This is a genomic window from Anabaena sp. 54 (assembly GCF_017355725.1).
GTDB lineage: Bacteria > Cyanobacteriota > Cyanobacteriia > Cyanobacteriales > Nostocaceae > Dolichospermum > Dolichospermum heterosporum.
Genome location: NZ_JAAVWA010000016.1, coordinates 31333 through 54144, shown reverse-complemented (window position 1 = coordinate 54144; position 22812 = coordinate 31333). Strand labels below are relative to the sequence as shown.

Annotated in this window: 15 protein-coding genes, 1 tRNA gene and 3 pseudogenes; 6 read left to right on the top strand and 13 right to left on the bottom strand. The window is 38.2% G+C overall.

From position 1 onward, the window contains the following. Window positions 1-389 precede the first annotated feature (389 nt). Together HEQ36_RS15450 and HEQ36_RS15445 are read left to right on the top strand one after the other, a co-directional pair. Window positions 390-719 carry a thioesterase II family protein gene (locus HEQ36_RS15450; RefSeq protein ID WP_205748415.1) on the top strand — a complete coding sequence of 110 codons (330 nt, stop codon included), beginning with the start codon at window positions 390-392 and terminating at the stop codon, window positions 717-719. A gap of 1007 nt (window positions 720-1726) precedes the next feature. Continuing rightward, on the top strand, window positions 1727-3220 hold the full coding sequence (locus HEQ36_RS15445) for a reverse transcriptase domain-containing protein (RefSeq protein WP_168635348.1): 1494 nt from the start codon (window positions 1727-1729) through the stop codon (window positions 3218-3220). 145 nt (window positions 3221-3365) lie between these two features. Here the strand turns inward: HEQ36_RS15445 and HEQ36_RS15440 are convergent, their stop codons facing one another. After that, window positions 3366-4253 (bottom strand): IS982 family transposase, encoded by an 888-nt coding sequence (locus HEQ36_RS15440; protein ID WP_168634808.1) that lies wholly within the window; start codon window positions 4251-4253, stop codon window positions 3366-3368. Window positions 4254-4504: 251 nt separating this feature from the next. Between HEQ36_RS15440 and HEQ36_RS15435 the strand changes: the two are divergent. Next, window positions 4505-4657: pseudogene (locus HEQ36_RS15435) on the top strand (RNA-dependent DNA polymerase); the annotation flags it as partial. Here HEQ36_RS15435 and HEQ36_RS15430 read toward each other — a convergent pair. After that, on the bottom strand, window positions 4598-4840 hold the full coding sequence (locus HEQ36_RS15430; protein ID WP_290708008.1) for a hypothetical protein: 243 nt from the start codon (window positions 4838-4840) through the stop codon (window positions 4598-4600). The pseudogene HEQ36_RS15435 and the gene HEQ36_RS15430 overlap by 60 nt on opposite strands. 102 nt (window positions 4841-4942) lie before the next feature. On the opposite strand from HEQ36_RS15430, the gene HEQ36_RS15425 reads away from it, so the two are divergent. From HEQ36_RS15425 to HEQ36_RS15415, 3 genes and pseudogenes are all read left to right on the top strand, one after another. Further along, complete coding sequence (locus tag HEQ36_RS15425; RefSeq protein WP_325064634.1) at window positions 4943-6031, top strand: ISH3 family transposase; 1089 nt, start codon at window positions 4943-4945, stop codon at window positions 6029-6031. Window positions 6032-6177: 146 nt separating this feature from the next. After that, window positions 6178-7254, top strand: a pseudogene (locus HEQ36_RS15420) (reverse transcriptase domain-containing protein); the annotation flags it as partial. 723 nt (window positions 7255-7977) lie between these two features. Beyond that, window positions 7978-8346: a 2TM domain-containing protein gene (locus HEQ36_RS15415; protein ID WP_168635347.1), complete on the top strand. Its 369-nt coding sequence runs from the start codon at window positions 7978-7980 to the stop codon at window positions 8344-8346. 177 nt (window positions 8347-8523) lie between these two features. Here HEQ36_RS15415 and HEQ36_RS15410 read toward each other — a convergent pair whose 3' ends face one another. From HEQ36_RS15410 to gntT, 11 genes and pseudogenes are all read right to left on the bottom strand, one after another. Further along, window positions 8524-9303: a DUF6444 domain-containing protein gene (locus tag HEQ36_RS15410; RefSeq protein ID WP_053539929.1), complete on the bottom strand. Its 780-nt coding sequence runs from the start codon at window positions 9301-9303 to the stop codon at window positions 8524-8526. Window positions 9304-9420: 117 nt separating this feature from the next. After that, window positions 9421-10566: a SpoIID/LytB domain-containing protein gene (locus HEQ36_RS15405; RefSeq protein ID WP_053539930.1), complete on the bottom strand. Its 1146-nt coding sequence runs from the start codon at window positions 10564-10566 to the stop codon at window positions 9421-9423. A gap of 124 nt (window positions 10567-10690) precedes the next feature. Then, a complete protein-coding gene (locus HEQ36_RS15400) occupies window positions 10691-12901 on the bottom strand; it encodes a polysaccharide biosynthesis tyrosine autokinase (protein ID WP_205748414.1) in 2211 nt (736 codons plus the stop codon). Between the two features lie 231 nt (window positions 12902-13132). Then, window positions 13133-13246: pseudogene (locus tag HEQ36_RS15395) on the bottom strand (endonuclease V); the annotation flags it as partial. A 265-nt stretch (window positions 13247-13511) separates the two neighbouring features. Further along, window positions 13512-13583, bottom strand: a tRNA-Gln gene (locus HEQ36_RS15390). A 140-nt stretch (window positions 13584-13723) separates the two neighbouring features. Continuing rightward, on the bottom strand, window positions 13724-14536 hold the full coding sequence (locus HEQ36_RS15385; protein ID WP_027404055.1) for a carbon-nitrogen hydrolase family protein: 813 nt from the start codon (window positions 14534-14536) through the stop codon (window positions 13724-13726). Window positions 14537-14656: 120 nt separating this feature from the next. Beyond that, window positions 14657-17491, bottom strand: a complete 2835-nt coding sequence (locus HEQ36_RS15380; protein ID WP_168635346.1) for a pentapeptide repeat-containing protein — start codon at window positions 17489-17491, stop codon at window positions 14657-14659. Window positions 17492-17617: 126 nt separating this feature from the next. Beyond that, a complete protein-coding gene (locus tag HEQ36_RS15375) occupies window positions 17618-18271 on the bottom strand; it encodes an HAD family hydrolase (protein WP_053539933.1) in 654 nt (217 codons plus the stop codon). A gap of 118 nt (window positions 18272-18389) precedes the next feature. Further along, window positions 18390-19583 carry an NAD(P)/FAD-dependent oxidoreductase gene (locus tag HEQ36_RS15370; RefSeq protein WP_168635345.1) on the bottom strand — a complete coding sequence of 398 codons (1194 nt, stop codon included), beginning with the start codon at window positions 19581-19583 and terminating at the stop codon, window positions 18390-18392. A gap of 220 nt (window positions 19584-19803) precedes the next feature. Further along, on the bottom strand, window positions 19804-20934 hold the full coding sequence (locus HEQ36_RS15365) for a succinylglutamate desuccinylase/aspartoacylase family protein (protein WP_168635344.1): 1131 nt from the start codon (window positions 20932-20934) through the stop codon (window positions 19804-19806). Between the two features lie 439 nt (window positions 20935-21373). After that, complete coding sequence (gene gntT / locus HEQ36_RS15360; protein WP_168635343.1) at window positions 21374-22738, bottom strand: guanitoxin biosynthesis MATE family efflux transporter GntT; 1365 nt, start codon at window positions 22736-22738, stop codon at window positions 21374-21376. Between the last annotated feature and the right edge of the window lie 74 nt (window positions 22739-22812).

The window sequence follows — 22812 nt, the reverse complement described above, 5'->3', positions numbered from 1 at the left end:
TACGCTGTCGCTAACACACCCTACTTTTGCACCTTATTTAATTCACATTCCTTAAGTTGTGTAGTTTCCATCTGAATCACTAAAGTTCATGTATAGTCAATGTCTCAAATACCACTACTTTAAGATCACTCTTTATAACTGTAGGCTTAATACTACAAATATCTAGGACTTGCTGAGTAAACCAAAAACCTAGACATATCAAAAGTTTGAAGGTTTAAAAGGTGAATCAGGTGCAAGGAATAAGCGTTAAAACTATCAAAAAACTATCACTTTCCCAGATTCAAGACTATTCTTATCTTCTTCTAATTTTTCCTCCTGACTCCTAGTCCTAACAAAAAGACTTTTTCAGCAAACCATACCCAGATGAAATTTCAATACTTTTTAAGTTTTTGGAAGCACTGCGTAGATTCAATGGAACTCCGAAAAAAGTATTAGAATCTGCTGAATTGATGCAGTTGCTGCTCCCCACTCTACGAGCAGATTTGATGATCAATGAATCCTATACTTACACCGTAGAACCTCCGCTGGATTGTCCAATTACTGTTTTCGGAGGTTTACAAGATCCATTGGTCAATCGTGATGATATGGAAGCTTGGAAAGAGCATACACTAAGTTCTTTTTCACTCCATCTGCTTCCTGGTGATCACTTTTTTATTAATACTGCACAGTACTTTCTTCTGCAACTTATTAACAAAACTGTAACTGCCGGGGTGAAATGAGCATCCATTCCGAAACTTACGCTAAGGACTTGATGACCTGTTTTCAACATCCTGATTGACAGGAATAAAGAGGAGCATCCAGGCATTAGGGGAGTACGGAAAATAGTAGTGCGATTCGTTGTGAGTGAATCACGGTGAAAGCCCGTAAATAACCTCACCAACCCAACCTGACGACAGGAGAAGGTTGAACTCTCGGTCTGATATGGGTGCAAGTCCCATCTGCCAGACTCAGGTATGACTCCCTATCTGCCTACGATGACCCGACTCGGTTTCGGGAGGTCGAAGCTAGGAACAGGGCGCAATCAGACATCCGTTGTGGGGTGACACTGGCGCTAATGGGGAGTTCCTATGATGAAACCGAGCCTATAAAAGCAACTTATCCTGAAGCGGGACACAACTCAAAAACCCGACTTTACTGGAGTTAATTCCCGCCGCATTTCACTAAGATAGCGGGTGCGATTCGTTGTTAGCTGAATCACGGTATCCAGCCCGTACATAAGCTAACCAACCCCATCCAATCATGGAAAAAGGTTGAACTCTCGGTCTGATATGGGTGCAAGTCCCATCTACCAGACTCAGGTATGACTCCCCATCTGCCCACGATAACCCGACTCGGTTTCGGGAGGTCGAAGCTGGGAACAGGGCATAATCAGACATCCGTTGTGGGGTGACACTGGTGCTAAAGGGGAGTTCCCACGGTGAAACAGAGCCTTAAAAAGCGACCTACTTAGAGGCAGGGCGCAACATCAAAAACCCTGACCACACTGGAGTTAATTCCCGCCGCATCCTGCGCTTGATAGCGGTAAGAGTCCAGGGAATCCAGCGGTTGAAGTGGCTACACCTAACGGACCTAACAATCATCCGAGGGAACGAATAAAAACGGATTGAAGGTCTAGGGGCGGTCGAACCCCATAAGTAGGCTGGACGAGCAGCGGAATCCCTTCAATTCGGGTAGGACAGACCGTAATTGGTCTGAGGTGTTCAGAATACACAGATTGGAGCAGAGCATGATTGGACACAGAGACAACTCTAGTGAATCTTGGAAGAAGTTACCTTGGAAGAAATTCCGCCGTAACCTATTCCGCCTACAAAAACGAGTGTACAAAGCGGTTCAAGTTGGAGACAAGCGTAAAGCTAAGTCCCTACAAAAGCTGATTCTGAAATCCTCCGCAGCGAGATTACTGGCTATCCGTCAAGTATCACAGCTAAACGCTGGGAAAAAGACCGCAGGAATTGACGGCAAAAAGTCCCTTACCTTTAAGGAACGCTTTGAGCTTAATGAACTGCTAAAAGCATCCGCCAACAACTGGAAACACCAGGGGCTAAGAGAAATACCCATCCCCAAAAAGGACGGTACTACCAGGATGCTGAAAATCCCTACTATTGCAGATAGGGCGTATCAATGCCTTGTCAAATACGCATTAGAACCAGCACACGAAGCAACCTTCCACGCCAGGAGCTACGGGTTTAGGACAGGACGCTCGGCACATGATGCCCAGAAATACCTGTACAACAACCTATGTTCTACACGAAATGGAATAGATAAACGAGTTATAGAACTCGATATTGAAAAATGCTTTGACAGGATAAACCACACCGCCATCATGGACAGACTCATCGCTCCTTACAGCATAAGACAAGGAATCTTCCTTTGTCTCAAAGCCGGAGTTAATCCAGAGTTCCCCGAACAAGGAACACCTCAAGGTGGCGTGGTAAGTCCACTATTAGCTAACATCGCCTTAAATGGAATTGAAAGTATTCATAGACACCACACGGTTTCTAAAAATCGAATCACAGACAAGACCCCAAAGGAACATATTATCGAACCTTCAATCCGTTATGCGGACGACATGGTGATAATACTCCGACCCCAAGACGATGCCACAGAAATACTTGAAAAAATCAGTCAGTTTTTAGCAGTGCGGGGAATGAAAGTCAGTGAGAAAAAGACGAAGCTAACCGCCGCGACAGATGGGTTCGATTTCCTAGGCTGGCACTTTAAAGTTCAGAAAAACGGGAAGTTTAGATGCGTTCCATCAGCGGACAACTTTAAATCTTTTCGCAAGAAAGTAAAACATATCGTCAACAACTCGAATTATGGTTCTACCACAAAGGCTGAGAAATTAGCCCCTGTAGTTAGAGGTTGGAGGAATTACCACCGCTTCTGCAAGATGGACGGGTCAAGAAACTCGTTATTCCATATCCAAAACAGAGCATTTAGGGTATTCAACAAGGAAACTAAGCTAAACCGCTACTCTAGCAAGAAATTACTAGATAAGGCGTTCCCAGCAGTTCCTTACTCCGAACACAAACATATCATGGTCAAAGGAGAGAAATCACCTTACGACGGAGATTTAAGTTATTGGAGCGAACGTAATAGCAAGCTCTATAACAACAATACCTCTAAAGCCCTCAAACGGCAAAGCCATAAATGTGGTCATTGTGGTCTTAAAATGCTCAGTGATGAGAAGGTACATCTACATCACCTGAGTTCGATGTAAATAAAAAGTCTAAAAGTACGTAACAGCAACAGTTCTGTCAATAAGTATTGGTTATTGAGAATTAAAGCCCACGCCAAAAAGTTCTCAAAAAATTAATTTTTTGAAATGTATTTACTATTAGGTAATATTGATATTTAATTGGTAATTAAGCTAATAAAACTGGTAAGGTTTCAATTTCATTTTCATCAAATCTTAAAGAAGGTTTTTTAGGTTGCCAAGTATAAGCTATTATTGCAGCAACAACATTAACCATGAAATTAGTAACACTTCGATGTCGAGAATGAGCAAGTTGTGAAATATTTTTGAGTTGGTCATTAACAGTTTCAATTAAAGAGCGTTTTCGGAGCATTAATTTCTCCTCCAGGGACAAGAGCTTATTCCGCATATTTTTCTTGAAAGGAGTGATTAATTTGAGTCCATTAGACCAAAGTTCAAGCCAGAGTTTTTGAGAAATATATCCTTTGTCTCCAAATATTTTCCCAAATAAGTTCTTAGTCAAAGTGGGAACAGGTTTTCGGTCATCTGTATTTCCAGGAGTAATTTGAAACGCAAGTAACTCTCCTTGATCATTAATAATCAAATGAAGTTTAAACCCAAAATACCAACAAATAGAACTTTTCCCCCAGCCAGCTAAATCTTTAAAGACCTTATTTGTCTTGGCTCTTTTAGAATGACAAATGGGAATAGAGGTACTATCAATAAAACTTATACCTGTATTGAGTCCTTTTCGTGTATTCAGATAATACATCAAGGGAATTAAAGCATTTGGCATTAATTCAACAAATCTTTGATAACTCACTAAATTGGGAAATTCACCTTGGCAATATTTGAAGATATGTTTCAGGTAATAATCTTTAAAATTGCGGTAACTAGAGCGATGAAAATACACAATTATTGTCATAATTTCACTTAGACATAATCGGCTGGGTCTAATTCTTTTTTTTATTTGGGATGGGATAAGTTGAGCTTGAAATATTGGCTCAAAATAGGTACAAAAATCATCAATTTCACAGAAAATAGTTTCTAATTCCATGAGTTATAATCATTAATTTTCTTTAATTAAACCTCTTCTATTGTCCCTAATCTGAGGTACTTTGAGTTTGTATTCAAATAGTATTCGTAATATAAATTTAGATTTTGTTATGAAAATTTACTTAAATCTAGGCTGGTTTCCTATTAATTCTCAATAATTAAGGCTTATTGAGAATATAGGCTCTTTCCAGAAAAGCCTCTAACCCTTTTGAATACTCATTTTTAGCTGGTTTTCTTACATCGAACTCAGGTGAAATACCAATCCCCAAAAAGGACGGTACTATTAGAATGCTGAAAATCCCCACTATTGCGGATAGAGCCTGGCAATGCCTAGCAAAATACGCACTAGAACCAGCACACGAAGCAACTTTCCACGCCAGGAGTTTCGGGTTCAGAACCAGTAAACCAAAAAGTTTTTCCCAAAGAGCGATTTTTACGGAATGCTAACGCTATTGCTACAGACGAAGCAGGCATCAACAACAAAATACGATAGACATTTATGTGATATAAAATACTAAATACATAAGAAATAGTTATAGTAATTTGCACTGGGTCAAAATATGAAATGATGAATGTAGTGTGTAGCATATTGGTTGAAAAAATTGACTGTTTCATCTCTAACAAAAGCCACGCAGGGCGAATCTACAGAAGAACTCGTTTTAACCGACTCAGAAACCCAAGACGCAGGTTATTCAGTGTTTAGTAGAAAATTTTTCGATTGAAACGCAAGGAGCCTGTGACCAACAAACTTTATTCGAGATTCTGGTTAAAGCAGCCAGCACTGGAGACAGTATTGAAAACACAGCTAAATTGTTAAAAAATATTCCGACAGCTAATGATATTAGATATCATCTCAATAAAATTAATAATTTTGAGGAATTAGAAGCGCAAATAAATCAAGCATTAAAAAGTCGAATTCCTTTAGGATTAAAAAAGGGGTGTTTAAAAATAGCGATTGATTTAAATTTAATTTGTTATTATGGTAAACCAACACCGTCAGAATTACCCTACATATATCGAAGTGAAGCTAAATCTGGTACTAATTCATTTTACGCCTATGCCACTTTATACGTTATTAGTAATAATAAGCGTGTAACTCTGGCAATAAGAGGTGTTCGCCAATTAGATACTAGTGTGGCTTTAATTACTTATTTATTAGCAGAACTTGAACCCCTCAAAATAAATGTAAAAAAACTCTACTTGGATAGAGGATTTTTTAATACTCCTGTAATTAGATGGTTACAGGCATTAGATATCCCCTTTCTTATGCCTGCTATCAAGACTGGAAAAAAAGGAGGAATCAAACAATTTCTCAAGGGTAAAAAAAGTTATAAAACTACCTATACCATTACAAGAGACAAAGATGATTTCGTCACATTTGATTTATGGATTGTCTGTAAATATAGAAAGGGAAAGCATAAAAAGCATGGAGTTCAATACTTTGTTTATCTTGCTTATAAGGTCAAAACAAATTTAAATTATATCTATCAAGATTATCGAAAAAGATTTGGCATTGAAACTAGTTATCGTCTGAAAAATATTTGTCGAATTAAGACGAATAACAAAAATCCAGTTTTGAGATTACTATTCATTGGAATATCCTTTCTTCTAGTTAATATCTGGGTGAATCTACTATGGCTCAAAATCAGCCGTAAAAGGAAGGGTAGTCGATTAATTTATCGCACACTTTTCACACTCAAACAGATGTTAGCTTTTTTATCTCAAGCCCTACAGAGGAAATATCAAGTCGTTGAAAGCATTTATATTCCATCCGGTTAGCGTCAAGAAATTATTACCCAGCCAATCATAAGTAATTGTTATCTATATGATATCTACTGGTTAGAACACTGGGAATTAAAAAGTATTTTATATTACTGATTGTTTGATGATAGCATCAGTGTTTTATAGGAATCGCTTTTTGGGAAAAACTTTTTGGTTTACTGAGAACAGGTAGGTCAGCACATGACGCTCAAAAAGTCCTGTTCCATAATCTAAACTCTCAAGCAAAAGGAATAGAAAAACGAGTCATAGAACTCGATATCGAAAAATGCTTTGACAGGATAAACCACACCGCCATCATGGATAGACTCATCGCCCCCAAAAGCATAAAACAGGGAATCTTCCGCTGTCTTAAATCAGGGGTCAATCCAGAATTTCCCGAACAAGGAACACCACAAGGCGGGGTAGTAAGTCCACTTTTAGCTAATATCGCCTTGAATGGGATTGAAAGTATTCATAGATACCACGAGGCATCTAATAAAAGAATCACGGACAAAACTCCAAGGGAAAGTATTAAAGAGCCATCAATCCGATACGCGGACGACATGGTAATAATACTCAGACCTCAAGACGATGCTCAGGAAATACTTGATAAAATCAGTCAGTTTTTAGCAGAGCGGGGAATGAAAGTTAGTGAAAAGAAAACCAAGCTAACCGCCGCGACAGATGGATTTGATTTCCTCGGTTGGCACTTTAAAGTCCAGAATAACGGAAAATTTAGATGCGTCCCATCAGTGGATAACTTTAAAGCTTTTCGTAAGAAAGTAAAAGCCATCGTCAACTGCTCGAATTATGGTGCTACCACAAAGGCTGAAAAATTAGCCCCTGTAGTTAGAGGTTGGAGGAATTACCATCGCTTCTGTAAAATGGACGGGTCACGTAACTCGCTGTACCACATCCAACACAGAGCTTTCAAGGTATTCAACAAGGAAACTAAGCAGAACCGCCATACTTGTAAGCAATTACTAGATAAAGCGTTCCCAGCAGTCCCTTACTCCGAAAACAAACACATCAGCGTCAAAGGCGAGAAATCACCCTACGATGGAGACTTTAGTTACTGGAGCGAGCGTAACAGCAAGCTCTATAACAACAATACCTCTAAAGCCCTCAAACGGCAAAACCATACTTGTGGATATTGCGGATTAAAGCTACTTAGTGACGAGAAGGTACATTTACAAAAGAAGGGAACAGGGAACAGGGAACTCTTAACAGGGAGCAAATAAGAAACACTCATTTGCTGAGTTTAAAGCTCAGTCAAAAAAAGGATGTTTTTAAAAGATGCGTAGCACGAAAAAAACAGCACTTCGACACCGCTCAGTGACCGTGTCATTATTTCAATCTCATGTTTTTAAACATGAGTTTTTCCTGCGATGCACTGAGCTTGTCGAAGTGTTCCCTGTTGCCCGTTCCCTGTTCCCTCTGAAATCATGTTGATGGAAACCACCAAAACTGGAAAACTAAAAACCTTCTAGCCATTCATGAAAGCTGCCACGACTATATCCATAAGAGCAAACGCGAAAGCTAAGAACGTCGGAAGCTGGGTGCGGTGAAAATCGCAAGCGCAGATTTAACAGAGAGGAGCGCGGGATAATACCCGCCTTCGACTCTACCCAGTTATAATGACAGAAATTCGTACTATTATTCTTCGGTTTCTAACAGGTAAGTGGGTAGCTCACATCTTGCACCTCTCCGTACAATTCCAGATAAACTAAAAAGAAGTGCGATAAGGCTACCTTATTTTTATTGGTTTGTAACTGTAGATCAAGGGTTTTAGGATTATACTGTGTGATTAAATTGCATCATTTTTTATTGGTGCAAGATGTGAGGTAGCCCTTCGCTTAAGCTATCCATTTTTGCGAATGCGGCATGAGTACATTGGTACTTCCCCAGCGACTATATGAAACCTAAGCTTTTTAACCTATTTTGTCCCCCGTCAAGGTATTTATATGATCTACCATTCAGAAGAAGTGCAACAAATTTTGCAGATAGCATTGACTCACAAGCAGGAGAAAGAATTTTCACGAGAACAGCTTATAGAGATAGCATCAGAATTAGATATCTCAGCAGAAGCACTCCAATCTGCTGAACAAGAATGGTCGATACAGCGAACAAAAGCGCAAAGGCAACATATGCTGAATACCCGCCAACGTAAAGAATTCAAATCTCACCTGACTAATTTTATTGCAATCAATATTTTTTTAGTCTTGTTAAATTTGGTAATAAGCCCTTTATATTTTTGGGCAATTTTTCCACTACTAGGTTGGGGCTTGAGTTTGTTTTTTCATGGTTGGAAGGTTTATCGAAACCGTTCTTGATAGCCCTCTTGGGGTAAAGGTCCTGCGGACACGCTAAGTAGGTGAACAGAAAAATTTAAAGGTATGTGAAGAAAAGTAAAATCACTCAAAACTCTCTTCCTGTTCCCAGTTAAGAGTTCCCTGTTCCCTTGCCCCAACGACAATTTTTAACGCCCACCTACTTATCTGGAGTTTAGACTAAGACAGCCACAACCAGGCTTGACTATTTTTGCTGTTATATCCATCCGTGTTTTTTTGACTAAATCTGGTTTCATCTGCACCTACTACTGCCGCATTCTGGATGTAGGTTTTCGCCTCTTCTACCGCCTTTTCTACCGAGTTACTTGCTTCCATTCTCAGTTTGTTGATTGTTCCTAAACTGAGTCTGATGTCAAATATTTCCGCCATTGCTGTTTTCACCGTTCTCTGACTATGGCGATACAGTCCACTCAACACCGCAACAAGAGCTACAACTCTTGTTCCATAATGATTCGGATCTACTTCTTCTGGTAATTTTGCTCTTGTACTTTTACCACATTCTCCGCATTCGAGTTGATGTAACCGATGTTCTATGACGATGGGTTTGATGGGTGGTATTTCTACTTGCTGGTGTCTGTACGGGTTTGCATCTTCTCCTTCTAACTGCCCTCCACAGCTACTACAGGACTCTGGCTTATAATTTATTACCTCTTCACAATCAGATTCTGGATACAGAAACTTTGCAAATCCTTTGTGTCCTAGTTGTCCTCCTCTTTTTTTTCCACTCTTTTTCTTGACTGGTTTCTTTTGGGTGTTGAGCGGGTCTGCTGATGGTGGTGATGATGAATTTTTTGATGTTCTATTTAGTTTTTCTTCTAATTCTTGTATCCACTGCTCCATCTCCTCCATCCGTCCTTTGACACTGGTTGGAGTCTGTTCCCAATCCGTTTCCGGTATTTCCGTTTTATAGATGTGGCAGATGAGGCTGATTTTTTCCATGCCTTCTACTCTACCATGTCTTTCTACTTATTTTTTCTTGTATCCGAATTCATCCTGTGAACAGTTACCTTCCCTGTTCCCTATTCCCTGTTCCCTGTTCCCTGTTTCCTCAAAATACTACTTTGCTTGAATGGGTGTCAGGGCTACACCTTTGTAGTAGTATCCTAAAATTTGCAGGTGGTTTGCACCACGTTTTGCTAGTTCGTAAGCTCCCCACTGGCTCATTCCTAAACCGTGTCCAAAACCTAGTCCTTGGAGAACAAAACCGCCATTTACGTCTTTATTAACAATAAAACGGGTACTTTTAATTCTGAGTGCGGTTCTCACTTCTTCACCTTGGAGAATTTTAGTCCCTTTATCACCAATAATTTTTAGGGATTTGACACTTTTAAATGGTGAGAGAGTTTCGATGATCATGTCTTTGACATTACCGACACCGGAAATTCTGGTGCTAATTTCTCCGGGGGTAAAGGTTTTTACCCAGTTACATTCTTTGATATTTTGATCAAAGTCGGGAACAGCCCGCAGGTAAGGTTCTTTGCTAGTCCAAACATCTTCGACGTTTTCCGTGTGTCCACCGGAACAAGCGTGAAAGACGGAAAGAATGATTTGGTTGTTGTAGGTGAGGACTTTGCCGGCGGTGGTGTCTGCTGCGCTGTAGGTTTTGGGGGATTCACTACTGACACCTTTGTAAATTTGCCAACGGTCTGGACTATCTCCTAAGTCGTAAAGGGGATTTCTCCGTTGTCTTTCACGTTCATAGAGGGCATAGGTACGGGCTGCTATGGCTTGAGCTTTCAGGGCTTCCTGTGGCCAGCTAGTGTCCATTTCTCCACCAATGACGCTGTAGAGATATTCTTCTAAATCTACCCAGTTCACAGCGGTTAAACCATTGGCTGTGGGGACTACTAGGGTTCTACCACGAAACCAGCGATCGCCAATATAAACATATCCCTTCTTGGTGGGTTCTATCCAAAATAACCCGGATTGCCATCTATCTAAAGCTACTCCTCCAGGAACTGCTTGAGCCGCAAAGGCACTCATTCCCGGTAGTTCTCCAAGAGTCTTACCACTACTATCTTTCACAATAGCGGTTGTGGAAGCACCGACTTTTACCTGTTTGACTTCTCTTTCAATTGCCACACGCAGAATTACAGATGCTTGTGCAGGAGCAAGTAATACAAACCAGATCAGGATACCTATCCACCAATGTCTACCTTTAATCTCAGAAAACAAATTGCCTAATAAAAGTTGGAATTTCATGCTAATTGTTTGATCACAAGCGTCTACTATTCTAGTTCAGCAATTCTCTAAACAGACAGATTGAGAACTGGAAACTGGGTAATTTTCTTTCTTCTTTCTTCTTCTAAACTCCTGACTCCTCTTTTCAAGGTGTCAATATTTGGGGAGAATCATAAACTTCATTACCAACAATGCCAATTAAATTTAACTTGCTTAAAATTTCTGTAGCTTCCATCAATTTATGGGGAGTAACTTTACCAATCCGTCCTACCATAACAATCCCATTACATAAAGAAGCCACAATTCTGCCATCAACTGTATCTAAAACAGAGGGTGCATCTATTAAGACTAAATCATAGTTTAGTTCAAATAAATCCATTAATTCTTGCATTCGCTCGGAACTCAACAGATTTACCACATCCTCTGGTATGGGACCAGCAGTTAAAACATCAATAGCTGGGTGGATGGGCTGAATGTAAGTATTAAATGATGTATTGATATCATCAACCAGTAATAAGGATAAACCCCAATCATTGGTCAGCCCTAGAGTTTTATGTAAACTGGGAGAACGCAAATTAGCATCAATTATTAATACTCTTTGGTGCATTCGAGCCGCACTAGATCCTAACCCTAAAGCCAAAGTTGTTTTTCCTTCTCCTGGTAGTGCAGAAGTTAACATCAATGATTTTAAAGGTAGAGAATTATTTAACATCTGAATATTCTGGTAAATAATATCCAATGTTTTATGATTCGGCAAATTTTTGATAATTCCTGGATGAGAAATATCTACATTTTTAGATTTATCTCTAACTATAGATTTTAGTTGGTTTGTCCAACTATTTTGACGTTTTCCTAATCTTGGTACTGACCCCAATAACTGAATATTGGTCAAATTTTGTAAATCCTGAGTATAGAAAATTGCATTATTAAATTTTTCCCAAATTAAGGCTGCTGCTAAACCCAATATTGGCCCCATTAATATTCCTCCAAAAATTAGTAACCAGCGTAAATTACCTATATGTATTCCTAAAGCGGGTTCTTCTAAAATTTGCCAATTAAAACCTTCTTGAGCAATTTTGACACCTAATGAATTTTGCGCTTGCGTCAATTGTTGCAGTGTTTTGCGATAAATTTCTATATTGGCAACTAACCTCTTGTATTCTGTAATTAAACTTGGATATGTATTCAGTAAAGAACGAATTTCTTGTTCGGATTCTGCTAAATCACGATCATAAGCAATTAGTCCTAATGCGTTCATTTTTAATTGAGTTAAATCATTTTCTACCTTTGGAATGATTTGTTTTGATAATTTTGATTTACTATTGATAGTAATAGTTTTATTTTGTCCTTGTTGTTGTAATAGTGTACTGATAATTTGCTGTTTCTGCTTCAGTTGTTGGATGATAGGATGTTTTTCTGTATAAAGAAAACGAGCTTGCGTTAAGGCTTGTTCTGTTTGCTTAAATTCACTAATTAAGGCTTGATTTTGGCTAGATTCCGGGGAATCATTCATATTTATGTTATTTTGACTGGAAGACTCAATTGCTTGTTCTAGGCTGTTATGTCTAATTTGGACATCTTGCAGTTGAGCGCGAGTTGTTTGCCGCTGTTTTTGAATATCTGCTAAAGACTGTAATAAAATTTGACTTTGTAAAATTGGATCAATTAAACTATTTTGTTGACGAAATTTTTCTAATTTTTTCTCGGCTTTTAATACATCTTTTTGCAGTTGCGGTATATGGTTATTAACAAAAGCTAATGCTCGATTAATCCGCTGATTTTTTTGATCGGTATTATAGTCCTGATATACTTTCTCTAAAGCTTGTAATACTCTTTTTGTCCTGAGAGGATCTTTGTCTGTAAAAGAGAGTAAAAATACTTGGGTAAAATTTTGATTAACTCCTGTATCTACTGGTAACTGAGTTAGTCCTAAAGATGAAACTTCATCAATTTTGCTGTTATTATAAATATCTTCTATGGTCATTTGTGGGTAATCAGCATGAAGTAAATTTACAGTTTTCTGTAGTAATTTACTACTCAGCATTAATTTAACTTGACTACTGTAGTCAATGGATGATAGCTGCGGTTTACGTAAGTCTTCTGTTATCTTTTCGATTTTACTATTTGGTAAAGATTTATCTGAATTATAACTTACCAATATTTGCATATAGCTTTGATAAGTTGGTTTAGTAGTGACAGCTATTAGACTTGTTACTGACATGACTGCACAGGAAATCCCTAATATTAACCACCGATGATAAAGTGCAATTGGAACTATTTTTTTGATATCAATTACCCTATGTGTAGAGCTAGTAAGTAATTTTTTCAATGTTATCACATTTGTAGCCACAATCATATTCCTCTCAAATTGCAACAATATATCTGGAAGAAGATGATAATTAGAAAACTTTTAGAGATATTTGATACTCAGTGTTTTCTGGTTAATAATCAATACTTATTCTTCCTATGATTACAGATATACTTAACAGAAAGTATTCAGCAAGTAGTTCTTGGCTAATACCTTCAAGCAGGTATATGTCTAATCAGTGTGAGGAACATAAATTTTCTGCAAATATTGTGGAAATATTTATCTTGCAGAGGCTAATTTATCAGCAATGCGGGTAGTTTCTGGTAAGCGATATTTTGGTGTGCAGTGTAATACATATTCAATTGCTGTTGGTAAGCTAATCCGATGACCACTAGTAGTCTGTCAACCCGAAAATGACGGGTGAAGGCAAGCAGGGGGAGAAGAGAGGCAGAGGGGGCAGGGGAGGGAAGAACAGTCTCTGACTGGGAATGAGACGACTTGAGTTCTTTGCGGGATAGATGTTTTACGTTAAGTTGACACCAATAAGCTTTTGGTTTACCCCTACAAATCAAGGTTTTTTGTAATTTTATAAAAGTCCATGTTCCAACTGTTTTGAGTATAAAAAAAAGCAAGCTGTTAAAACTTGCTCTTTCTATAACTGGGGCGCTAGGATTCGAACCTAGGGATGGCGGGACCAAAACCCACTGCCTTACCACTTGGCTACGCCCCAACGAATTCACTATAGAGAATATAGCAGTTCTCTTCAGATAATGTCAAGTGTTTTGGGAAAAAAGATTTTGCTGACTTAGGAAATAGATCCCAAATAGATCCCCGACTTCTTGAAGAAGTCGGGGATCTGCCGGGGTGTGGTTAAAATACACGATGCTGTAGGGATGGCATTTGGCGACGAACTTGTTCTAGTCGGGTGGGTTTGATTTCGGCGATCGCCACTCCTGGTTTTTCCCCAGCGTCTGCTAAAATGACACCCCAAGGGTCAATAATCATGGCGTGTCCATGAGTTTGGCGACGGTCATAATTAGTACCAGTTTGGGCGGGAGCAATAACGTAACAGGTATTTTCTATCGCCCTAGATTGGAGTAATACTTGCCAATGGTCTTTACCAGTAAAAGCCGTAAAGGCTGCGGGAACAAATAGAATATCTGCGCCTTGATTGGATAGATGTCGGTACAGTTCGGGAAAGCGAACATCATAGCAAATAGAAAGGCCAATTTTCCCTAACTCCGGGGAAGCGTAAACGGGAGGTAATTCAAGTCCAGCCATGACGGTGCTGGATTCTTGATAGGTATTACCATCAGGGACATTGACATCAAATAAATGGACTTTTTGGTAACGGGCGAGTTCTTGACCGTTGGCATTTATCAGTAATGCTGTATTATAAACTTTACCACTACTATCTACAGGGATAGGGAAGCCGCCGCCGAGAATGGTAACTTGAAAGCGTTGTGCCATTTTTTGGAGAAATGTTTCCGTTGCCTGAGCGATCGCATTTCCTTGAGCTAGTTTATCCTTTTCTTCCCCCATAAAAGAGAAATTTTCTGGTAAACCCACCAACTCTGCACCTTGACGCACAGCCAAATCAATTAATTCTTCTGCTTGTGCCAAATTTTTTTGTAAATCAGGCACACTGGTCATTTGAATAGCGGCGGCTAAATAAGACTTCATAGATTCAAGAACAAACGGTAGATTGAGACAATTATAGATATCTAAATATATCCTCATATCATTCCATTTTAAACAAAAAGTAGGGGCGGGGTTTCCCCGGACAATTTCTCCCCCCAGAAATTAAAAGTCTCTCAAAAATCGTTTCTTCAAAGTCAAGGGGACATTTTTCGCCATTTCTAAACCTTCCACATTTTGCCAATTAGTTTTTTCATCCCAACGAATAGCGCCAAAGGTATTATCGCTAAATATAGCACCCATAAAATTTGCACCATCAAAGTTTGCACCGCGTAAGTCTGCACCACTCAGATTAGCGCGACTCAAATCCACATCTTGAAGATTTGCACCGCATAAGTTAGCACGACTCAGATTAGCACCACTCAAGTAAGTTTCTGCTAAATTTGCACCAGAAAAATCTACATCTCTTAAATCTGAACCAATGAAATAGGCACGGTTAAGGTTAGCATAGCTAAAGTTTGCCCCATAAAGACTAGCGCGGCTAAGGTCTGCTTCTGTTAAATCCGCGTAACTAAGATTTGTTTGTAACAAACTTGCACTACGAAGATGAGCGCCACTCAAAAATTGACCAACTAAACTGCGGAAATTTTCACCCTGCAAACAACTACTGTAATAAATAATATTTTGTAATTGATAGGTGAAATTATTCTCTTCCGGTTGACCAGAGGGATAAAAAATTATATACTCTTTGAGTAACTCATCCTCTTGAGCATAACGCTGTATAGCTAAAAGTAAAATCATCACATTTAACCCAGCATAAACATCTACTTGACGCTGACCTAATTGATAAACACCAGTATTTTGCAATTCTCGCAGCTTAGTTTGGGGTAAGGTTTCTTCAGCCGTATCAATAAATTTACCTTGACACCAACTAACATAAAAATCATCCAACCGTCTATATAGTTGTACCCAACGAAAATTGGGAATAGCAATCATTAAACCCATTAAATATTCAACTATTTCTTGGGTAAGAATGCCAAAACCCAGCAAATCATAAATTTGCCAATTCATCTCTGCTTCATTAGTAATTAATTCTTTCGCAGATTCCGTATTATAATACTGTGTCCAGGCAGTTAGGCTTAATTTCAACCTGTCAGCAAAGAGAAATTCACGAAAACTTTGATGGCTAAACTTTACCTGATTGTCTGACTCATGATGAGGATAAACATAAAAATCTGCTAAGGGTGTTTTGATAATTTCATCCTTGATAGATTTTGCATCATCTCCTAGCCGAGATTTTAGCATTGATATTGCAGAAAATTCTTCACCTGACTGGGTGACAGCAACAGCAGCTTCTGTGAGAATATCTTTTAAATTTAGTAATTGATCATGGAAACTATCACCTGATTTAGCAATCAGCCAATTTATGGCTGATTGATAAATTAAAGCTGTAGCAGTTCGAGTATTATCCGCTGCTAAATTATCAATTACCAGTTGATCATCTCGATACATTCCCGCCAAAAAGTATAGTAACAATGGTTCACAAATTAATTTTTGAATAATTGCAGGACATTTTTGATTCACTAGAAACTGCTGTAAATCTGTATTTTTGCCGTGATTATTTGGTAGAGATTGCCATTTTCCTAACCATTGTTGTTGTTGTTGTTGATCTAAGGGAAGAATTTCTACTCTTTCTAAATTTGTGGGTAAATTAGAGATAATTGATAAAGGAATCACATTGCTGGTAATTAATACCTTATGTCCCATGCTTTCATCATTTTCACATTGTTGCTGAAATTCGCTAACTTGCTGAATAAATTTTTCCAGATTTTGATTATTTCTAGACGCAGTTGGTAATTCGTCCCAACCATCAAAGATAAAAACAAAACGATGATTTTTATTTCTTAACCAATGATGATTACCACGAATCAAGCTAATATCTAAATTTGCAGTTAATGTTTCTGCTAACTGAGATGATAAAACTTTGATATCTTTGACATTAATTAAAATTGGTGTCCAGAAAGGATGTAAATGTTGTCTGATCCAATTGGCGAATATTTTGCAGAAAACACTTTTACCTCTGCCTCTTTTTCCTTGGATAAATATAAATTTTTCTAAGTTGTTTTCAGTCAAGATATTTTTCTTTACCCATGCTTCTAAATCACAAGATTCAGCATTAATATTTATTTGCCCATATTGATTTACAGATTGAGCTTTAAGAGGAATATAAATATTCTTCAATGAGCAAGTTTGATCAAATACCTGATCTAATGCTTGAGTATCAATATGATGTTGCAGATATTCCTGAATGTTTTGAATATTCTGGTATTCTGCTGTCCATGTATCTCGACAATTTGGGATGATATCATCATCTAGATCTATCAAAAACTTGATAATATGTGAGTTGGTATTGACCGCAATTCGTTTTGCTAAAAGTCTGGCTGGATATTTACCCAAATAGTCAGATATCAACCTTGTGGATAATAATTGATTAAATGCTACTGCTAATTCAGATTCATAAAAACATTCAATGGTCTGGATAGCAGTTTGTTCATCTAATTCAATATTATTGATAGTTGCTAATATTTCTCCTAATTCTTCATTTTTATCGGGGTGATCATAGTTTAAAGAAGGGTATAAAGATAAAATATCCCGGATGCTTTCTAAATAGGCAACTTGACTAATAATAGATATGTAATCTGCTAAAGTAGGCGTTTCTTGAGAAAGATCACGATAAGATTTGAGAACAGCTACTCCCAGGGATAAGAATGATAATTCTCCAGTTATTATTGGGGTTAATGGTGAACACAATACATCTAATAAAGAAGATGAATTTTGCAGTAACAGTTGCAAAATTTCTAAATTAGCACCTTGTGATTGAATGGCTGTTGCTACTTCTAAAACTACTTCACCTGTTGCGGTGGTTGTATTAATACTTTCTGCTGTCACTGAGAAAGCTTGACGAAATTGATACCAAATATTTGATAGAGATTTTTTCATACTACTCAAACTAGTTAAAAATATAATTTATAGGTTAACAGTAATCACTTGTAAATATAGCTATATATAAAATTTTTGCAAGAAAAATTTACACCACAAACCTATATTCACCGTATAATTACGGTATTAGACGGTGGGATTACGGTTAATCCAAACGCCTCTGATTCCTGCCGATTTAGCCCCATAATAATCATCTGTTATGCTGTCACCAATGTGCCATGCTTCTTCTGCTGAACATTTATGCTTGTTTAAAGCAATTTTAAATATTTCTGGATCTGGTTTAGCGGCACGAACTTGAGTGGAAATGGTGACAGAGGAAAAGTATTCTCTGAGTCTTAAACCTTGCAATACTAAATATAAACGAGAATCAAAATTAGATAATACTCCTAATTCAACTCCTAAGCGTCGCCAGTTCATTAACGCCAAAGTTACATCAGGATAAACATACCAAGGTTCAGGAGTTCCAAAGTGGATATAAAGTTCGGTAAAAAAAGCGGTAAAATCGGTAAATTCTTGGAGAACACCGGCACCTTCAAAGGTATTTAAGGCAATTATCCGCCACCAATCGTATTCACGCTGGGGAATATCTCTGATATCTGCATCAAGAAATATCGGTGGTGGTGAGGCTTTGAAGCTTTTGACAAAGTTTTGATCTAAAATTTGGGCGGAAACTTCTACACCAAATTCTTGGGCGATTTGTCGGTAAATTTCCCCAACACTACCTTTAATCCCAAACAATGTACCAACAGCATCTACAAAAATAACTTTAGGCTTTTTCATAAGAATTAATACTTTAGTCCGCAGCAGTCGCTAAATACATAGCCATAATATCTGAATTTGTCTAGTTTACCATTTCAGATCCCCGACTTCTTTGAGAAGTCGGGGATCTTTAATTTAATTACTTGGAAATGGCTTCTATTATGGGGCTAACTAACCAATTAAACCCGACTTTTAATTGATGATTTAATGTGGGTAAACGATACAGATACGCTAGACGACGGGCTAAGTAGGCAAAAGAACCATCTAATTGCACACCTAACCCGGTGAGGGTGGCGTTATCTATTCCTAAAGCCATCATTTCTCCTAATGGTTGATAGCGGAAGGGGAGGAGGGGACGATTGGTAATAGTAGCCCAGATATTCCAAGCGGTATAATCGGCTTGTTGAAAGGCGACTTGGGCGGTGGCGGGGACTTGTTTTCCGTCTGCGTCGAGACAGTCGGCTAAGTCTCCTAAAGCAAAGATTTCAGGATGTTCTAGCACCTGTAATTGCGGTGTGGTGGTGATTTGTCCACGCTGATTGTGCTTGAGGGGTAAGGCTGTGACAACTGGAGAAACTTTTGTTCCCACTGTCCAAATGACTAAATCTACGGGTATGGTATCTACTTGATTTTTATACTCCAGAGAGATGCTATTTTGATCAATTGCTGCTACTTTGGTTTCTAGGTCAATAAATACGCCTTTACTATCTAAGGCTTTTTTGGCGGCTTCACGGTTAAATTCTGGGGAAGTGCGGAGAATTTGGTCGCTGAGTTCAATGAGGCGGAAACGTCCTTTTTCACCGATTCTATCTGCTAGTTTACAAGCTAATTCTACGCCGCTGTAACCTGCACCAACTATGGCAACACGGATTTTTTCTGGCTTTGCTGCTTCGAGAGTTCGCAAACGTTCTTCCAATTTGTAGGCATCTGTGATAGTACGGAAAGGGTAAGCATGAGTGGCAGCACCGGGAACTAAGTCTAGGGGGGGTTCGCCACCTAATGCTAAGACTAAGCGGTCATAATTTAGTTCTGATTTATCTTGTAATTGAACTGTTTGCTTGCTAATGTCTATTGTGGAAACAGCGGCTTGGTGGAACTGGATTCCTGTTCCTTGCAGTAGTTCTGAGTATGGTGGGGCGATTTCCCAGGTTTGGAGTTCTCTGGTGAGGAGTTCGTAAAGCAGGGGAGAAAAGACAAAGCGATCGCTCTGATCTACTAAAATAATCTCAGGTTTGGGTGTAGAATCCCAGGGGAGTTGGCTTAAACGCAGGGCGGTGTAGAGTCCACCAAAGCCACCACCTAGTATACAAATTTTTGTAGTTGGTTGAGTCATAATTTTTTTAGGCGCTAAATCCCAGTCAGATATTTATTTTAGTGTAATGTTTTATTACGGTTTCTTGCCATTAACCGACAATCCTGATATCTATCTTCATGCAAATCAAGACAAATGGTAATTTTATTTAAGAATCAAGATTTGAACGCAGATAAACGCAAATAAACGCAGATGAATTAATAGATTGAATAATTCTGTGTTAAATGTTTTCCATGACAAACTACATAGTCGCTAATACAAATTCTCCTTCGTTAACAGAGTTATTTATTGATGTATCATAAACCAAGCCTGTTTTCTCTGCATGAACATGAATAGTTGTGGGTAATTCACCGATTTTATTGAATGTCAGAACTTGATATAGCAAATCTCCCTGATTTACTGAAGTACCTAATTCAGCTTTAGATAAAATCATTCCTCCTACGGGACTCCAATATTTTTTTAGTTGACTAAGTGAACGAAAATTTGTTTGACGAGATATAGTTTTTGATTGGGTAAATTCCTGTATTGCTAAAATACCTTTTTGAGTTAAATAATTTTTAATTCCGCTCACTCCTTTAGTTACTGAATCTGGATTCATTTGCATTCCCGTTCCTAATTCTAAAGTCCATGCTTCTTTATCAAATATCATTTTTTGTCCGGTTAATTTTAATAAAGCATTCTCTAAAGCTAACCAGGGTTTTATGAATGATTCATCAAAAGCATCACCATCATATTCATCAAATAAAATGGCATAATTGAGGAGAAATAAATTGGCACTTTCTTCTCGATTTCGGAAATAATAAAGGTATTCTATTCCTTCTCCAGTGTGACTATGTAAATCAATGACGTAATCTGCATCGAAAGAAAGAGATTGCAGCTTGTAGCGATATTTATCAGTTAGTTGTACACTACTAGGGGCATTGATTTTATCTAAAAGACTATCGAAACTAGATTTGATTTTTTGAGAAAAATTATATTTGATAGTATCTATGTCTAAACCAAATTGAGAACGGGCAAATTCTTCTATATCATCATGTTGTTTTTCATAATCCCAAAAAATTCTATTCCAATTTTGACTATCATAAATATTGAATCTACCCGTAGAAAAGTTATGATTTCGCTGGTTAACAGCTAAGGGATTACAAACAGGTACAAGCCAAACTTCTCCTATTAACTGAGTATTATTTAATGTTGTGAGAAAATCAATTAATTGGTAAATGACAGCATTACCAACAATTTCAGCCCCGTGTAAGTTAGATTGTATATATACTTTTTTACCAGATTTAGCACCAACAAATTTATATACTTGAAGAGAAAGAAACTCACCAGAAGCAAGTTGAAAAAGGGGAATAGTTGCAATAGTGGCAATCATAAATCAAATCCCTAGTCAAACTAATAAACAGTTTACTACTTAATTTTGATGATTGAATCGGTGTTATAGCGGTTATTGGTTGAGTGAAATACAAGAACCCCACCCCCAACCCCCGCCCCCTTCGGGTTCACCAGTCGCCTACGGTGGGAAACCCGCCTACAGCGCTGGTTCACCGCAAGCGAGGAGGGGGCTTAGAGGTTGTTTGAAAAGTATTAGATGAAACCAATAATTTCCAAGAACCTAACCCCCCAGCCCCCTTCCCTACCAGGGAAGGGGTGTTTCAAAGCCTCTCTCCGCGTCGGGGAGAGGTTTGGAGAGGGGTTTATTTATACATTAAAAACTTTTCAAACATCCTCTTATGACTGTATCTTATTCTATTATGTAAGTTAAGTTAATAATTACCCTCCTGCGAGGGTTTTCAAGTAATAGCAAAGTTATCCTAACTTTCAGTAGTTGTAGAGGAAACGGTAGGAATTTTTATTTCACTTGTAAATGTATCTAATAGTTTAAATGAAAATACCACAATAGCCGTTATTGAAAATAATGTCATCGCTAACCATAAAAGATGGTTACTGTGAAAATACCAACTAGCTATAGCTATAGGTATGAAACCTCCACCAAAGGAAATGAGGGCAGAATTACGTAACGTTCGCCCTTCGGTTAAACCTCCGAAGAATCCTTCCAAGATTACGGTAACTGCAAACAACCCCTGGAATGGTAACAACCATCTGACATAGTCAGAAATGTTTTCAGTTACTTCAGTGTGGTTGGTTAATAGTCCAAATATAGTTTCTGGAAAAAGAATATATAAAATAGCAATGGGAATTGAAAGCAATAAGCTAGTGAGTAAACTAACAATTAGTAATGGTTTTAGCTGCTGTAATGTACCTTGTCCCTTAAAGTTTCCCGTTAGGCTTTGGGTGGCAAATCCTACTCCTTGAACAACAAACATATTCAAAGCTGCCGCTTGAAAAAGAACACTATTTTCTGCTAATATCTCTGTTCCCATTGCCGAACTGAGTTCAGTGAAAATGGCAAAGGTAGAGACTACGGCCAAACTCCTAACTAACATATCTCTATTTAACTTAAAGGTAGCTTTAATAGCTGACCAATCCAAAACTTTTGGGATGACACCTGATAGAATTGACCAATCAATGTGGAAGCAAACTATAATTAAACCTATAAATAATGCTACATACTGGCTAATAGCTGTAGTTAAACCAGCCCCTGTACTAGCCCAACCCCAGCGAATAATAAATAAGTAGTCCAGCACTACATTAGTTAGGCTTTCTATTACAGATATTAGCACCACAAAAATATTAAGTTCTCGGCCAAAAAACCAACCAACTAGGACAAAGTTGAGTAAAACCGCAGGTGCGCCCCAAATACGAGCCTGAAAATAGTCAAGACCGGCATCTTTTACCTCTGTTGCACCCACTAAAAAGGTAAACCCTACTGTTTGTAAAGGGTACTGAAGAATGAGGATGAGTGTACCTATTCCGAAAGCAATCAGACCATTTCGGAGTAATACTAATAGTATGGCTTCTGGATCATTTGTTCCTACAGCTTGTGCCGTCATACCATTGCTAGAAGAACGTAAAAAATTCAAAACTCGATATAAGTAGCTAAAAAGAATTGTCGCTAAAGAAACTCCTGCTAGGTAACGGATATCAGGTAAATGTCCCAAGTAGGCTAGGTCTATTAAACCCGACAATGGCACAACAATACTAGAGAGAATATTTGTAAATGCCAGTCGGTAAAAGCGAGATAGGAAGTTATATTCTTCAGGGATTGTAAAATTCATCGTTCTGAATTGTTAATTTCTTGGCAATATTTTCAGTAAATTCTGGCGTTGATGAAACCAGGTATGAATTTAGG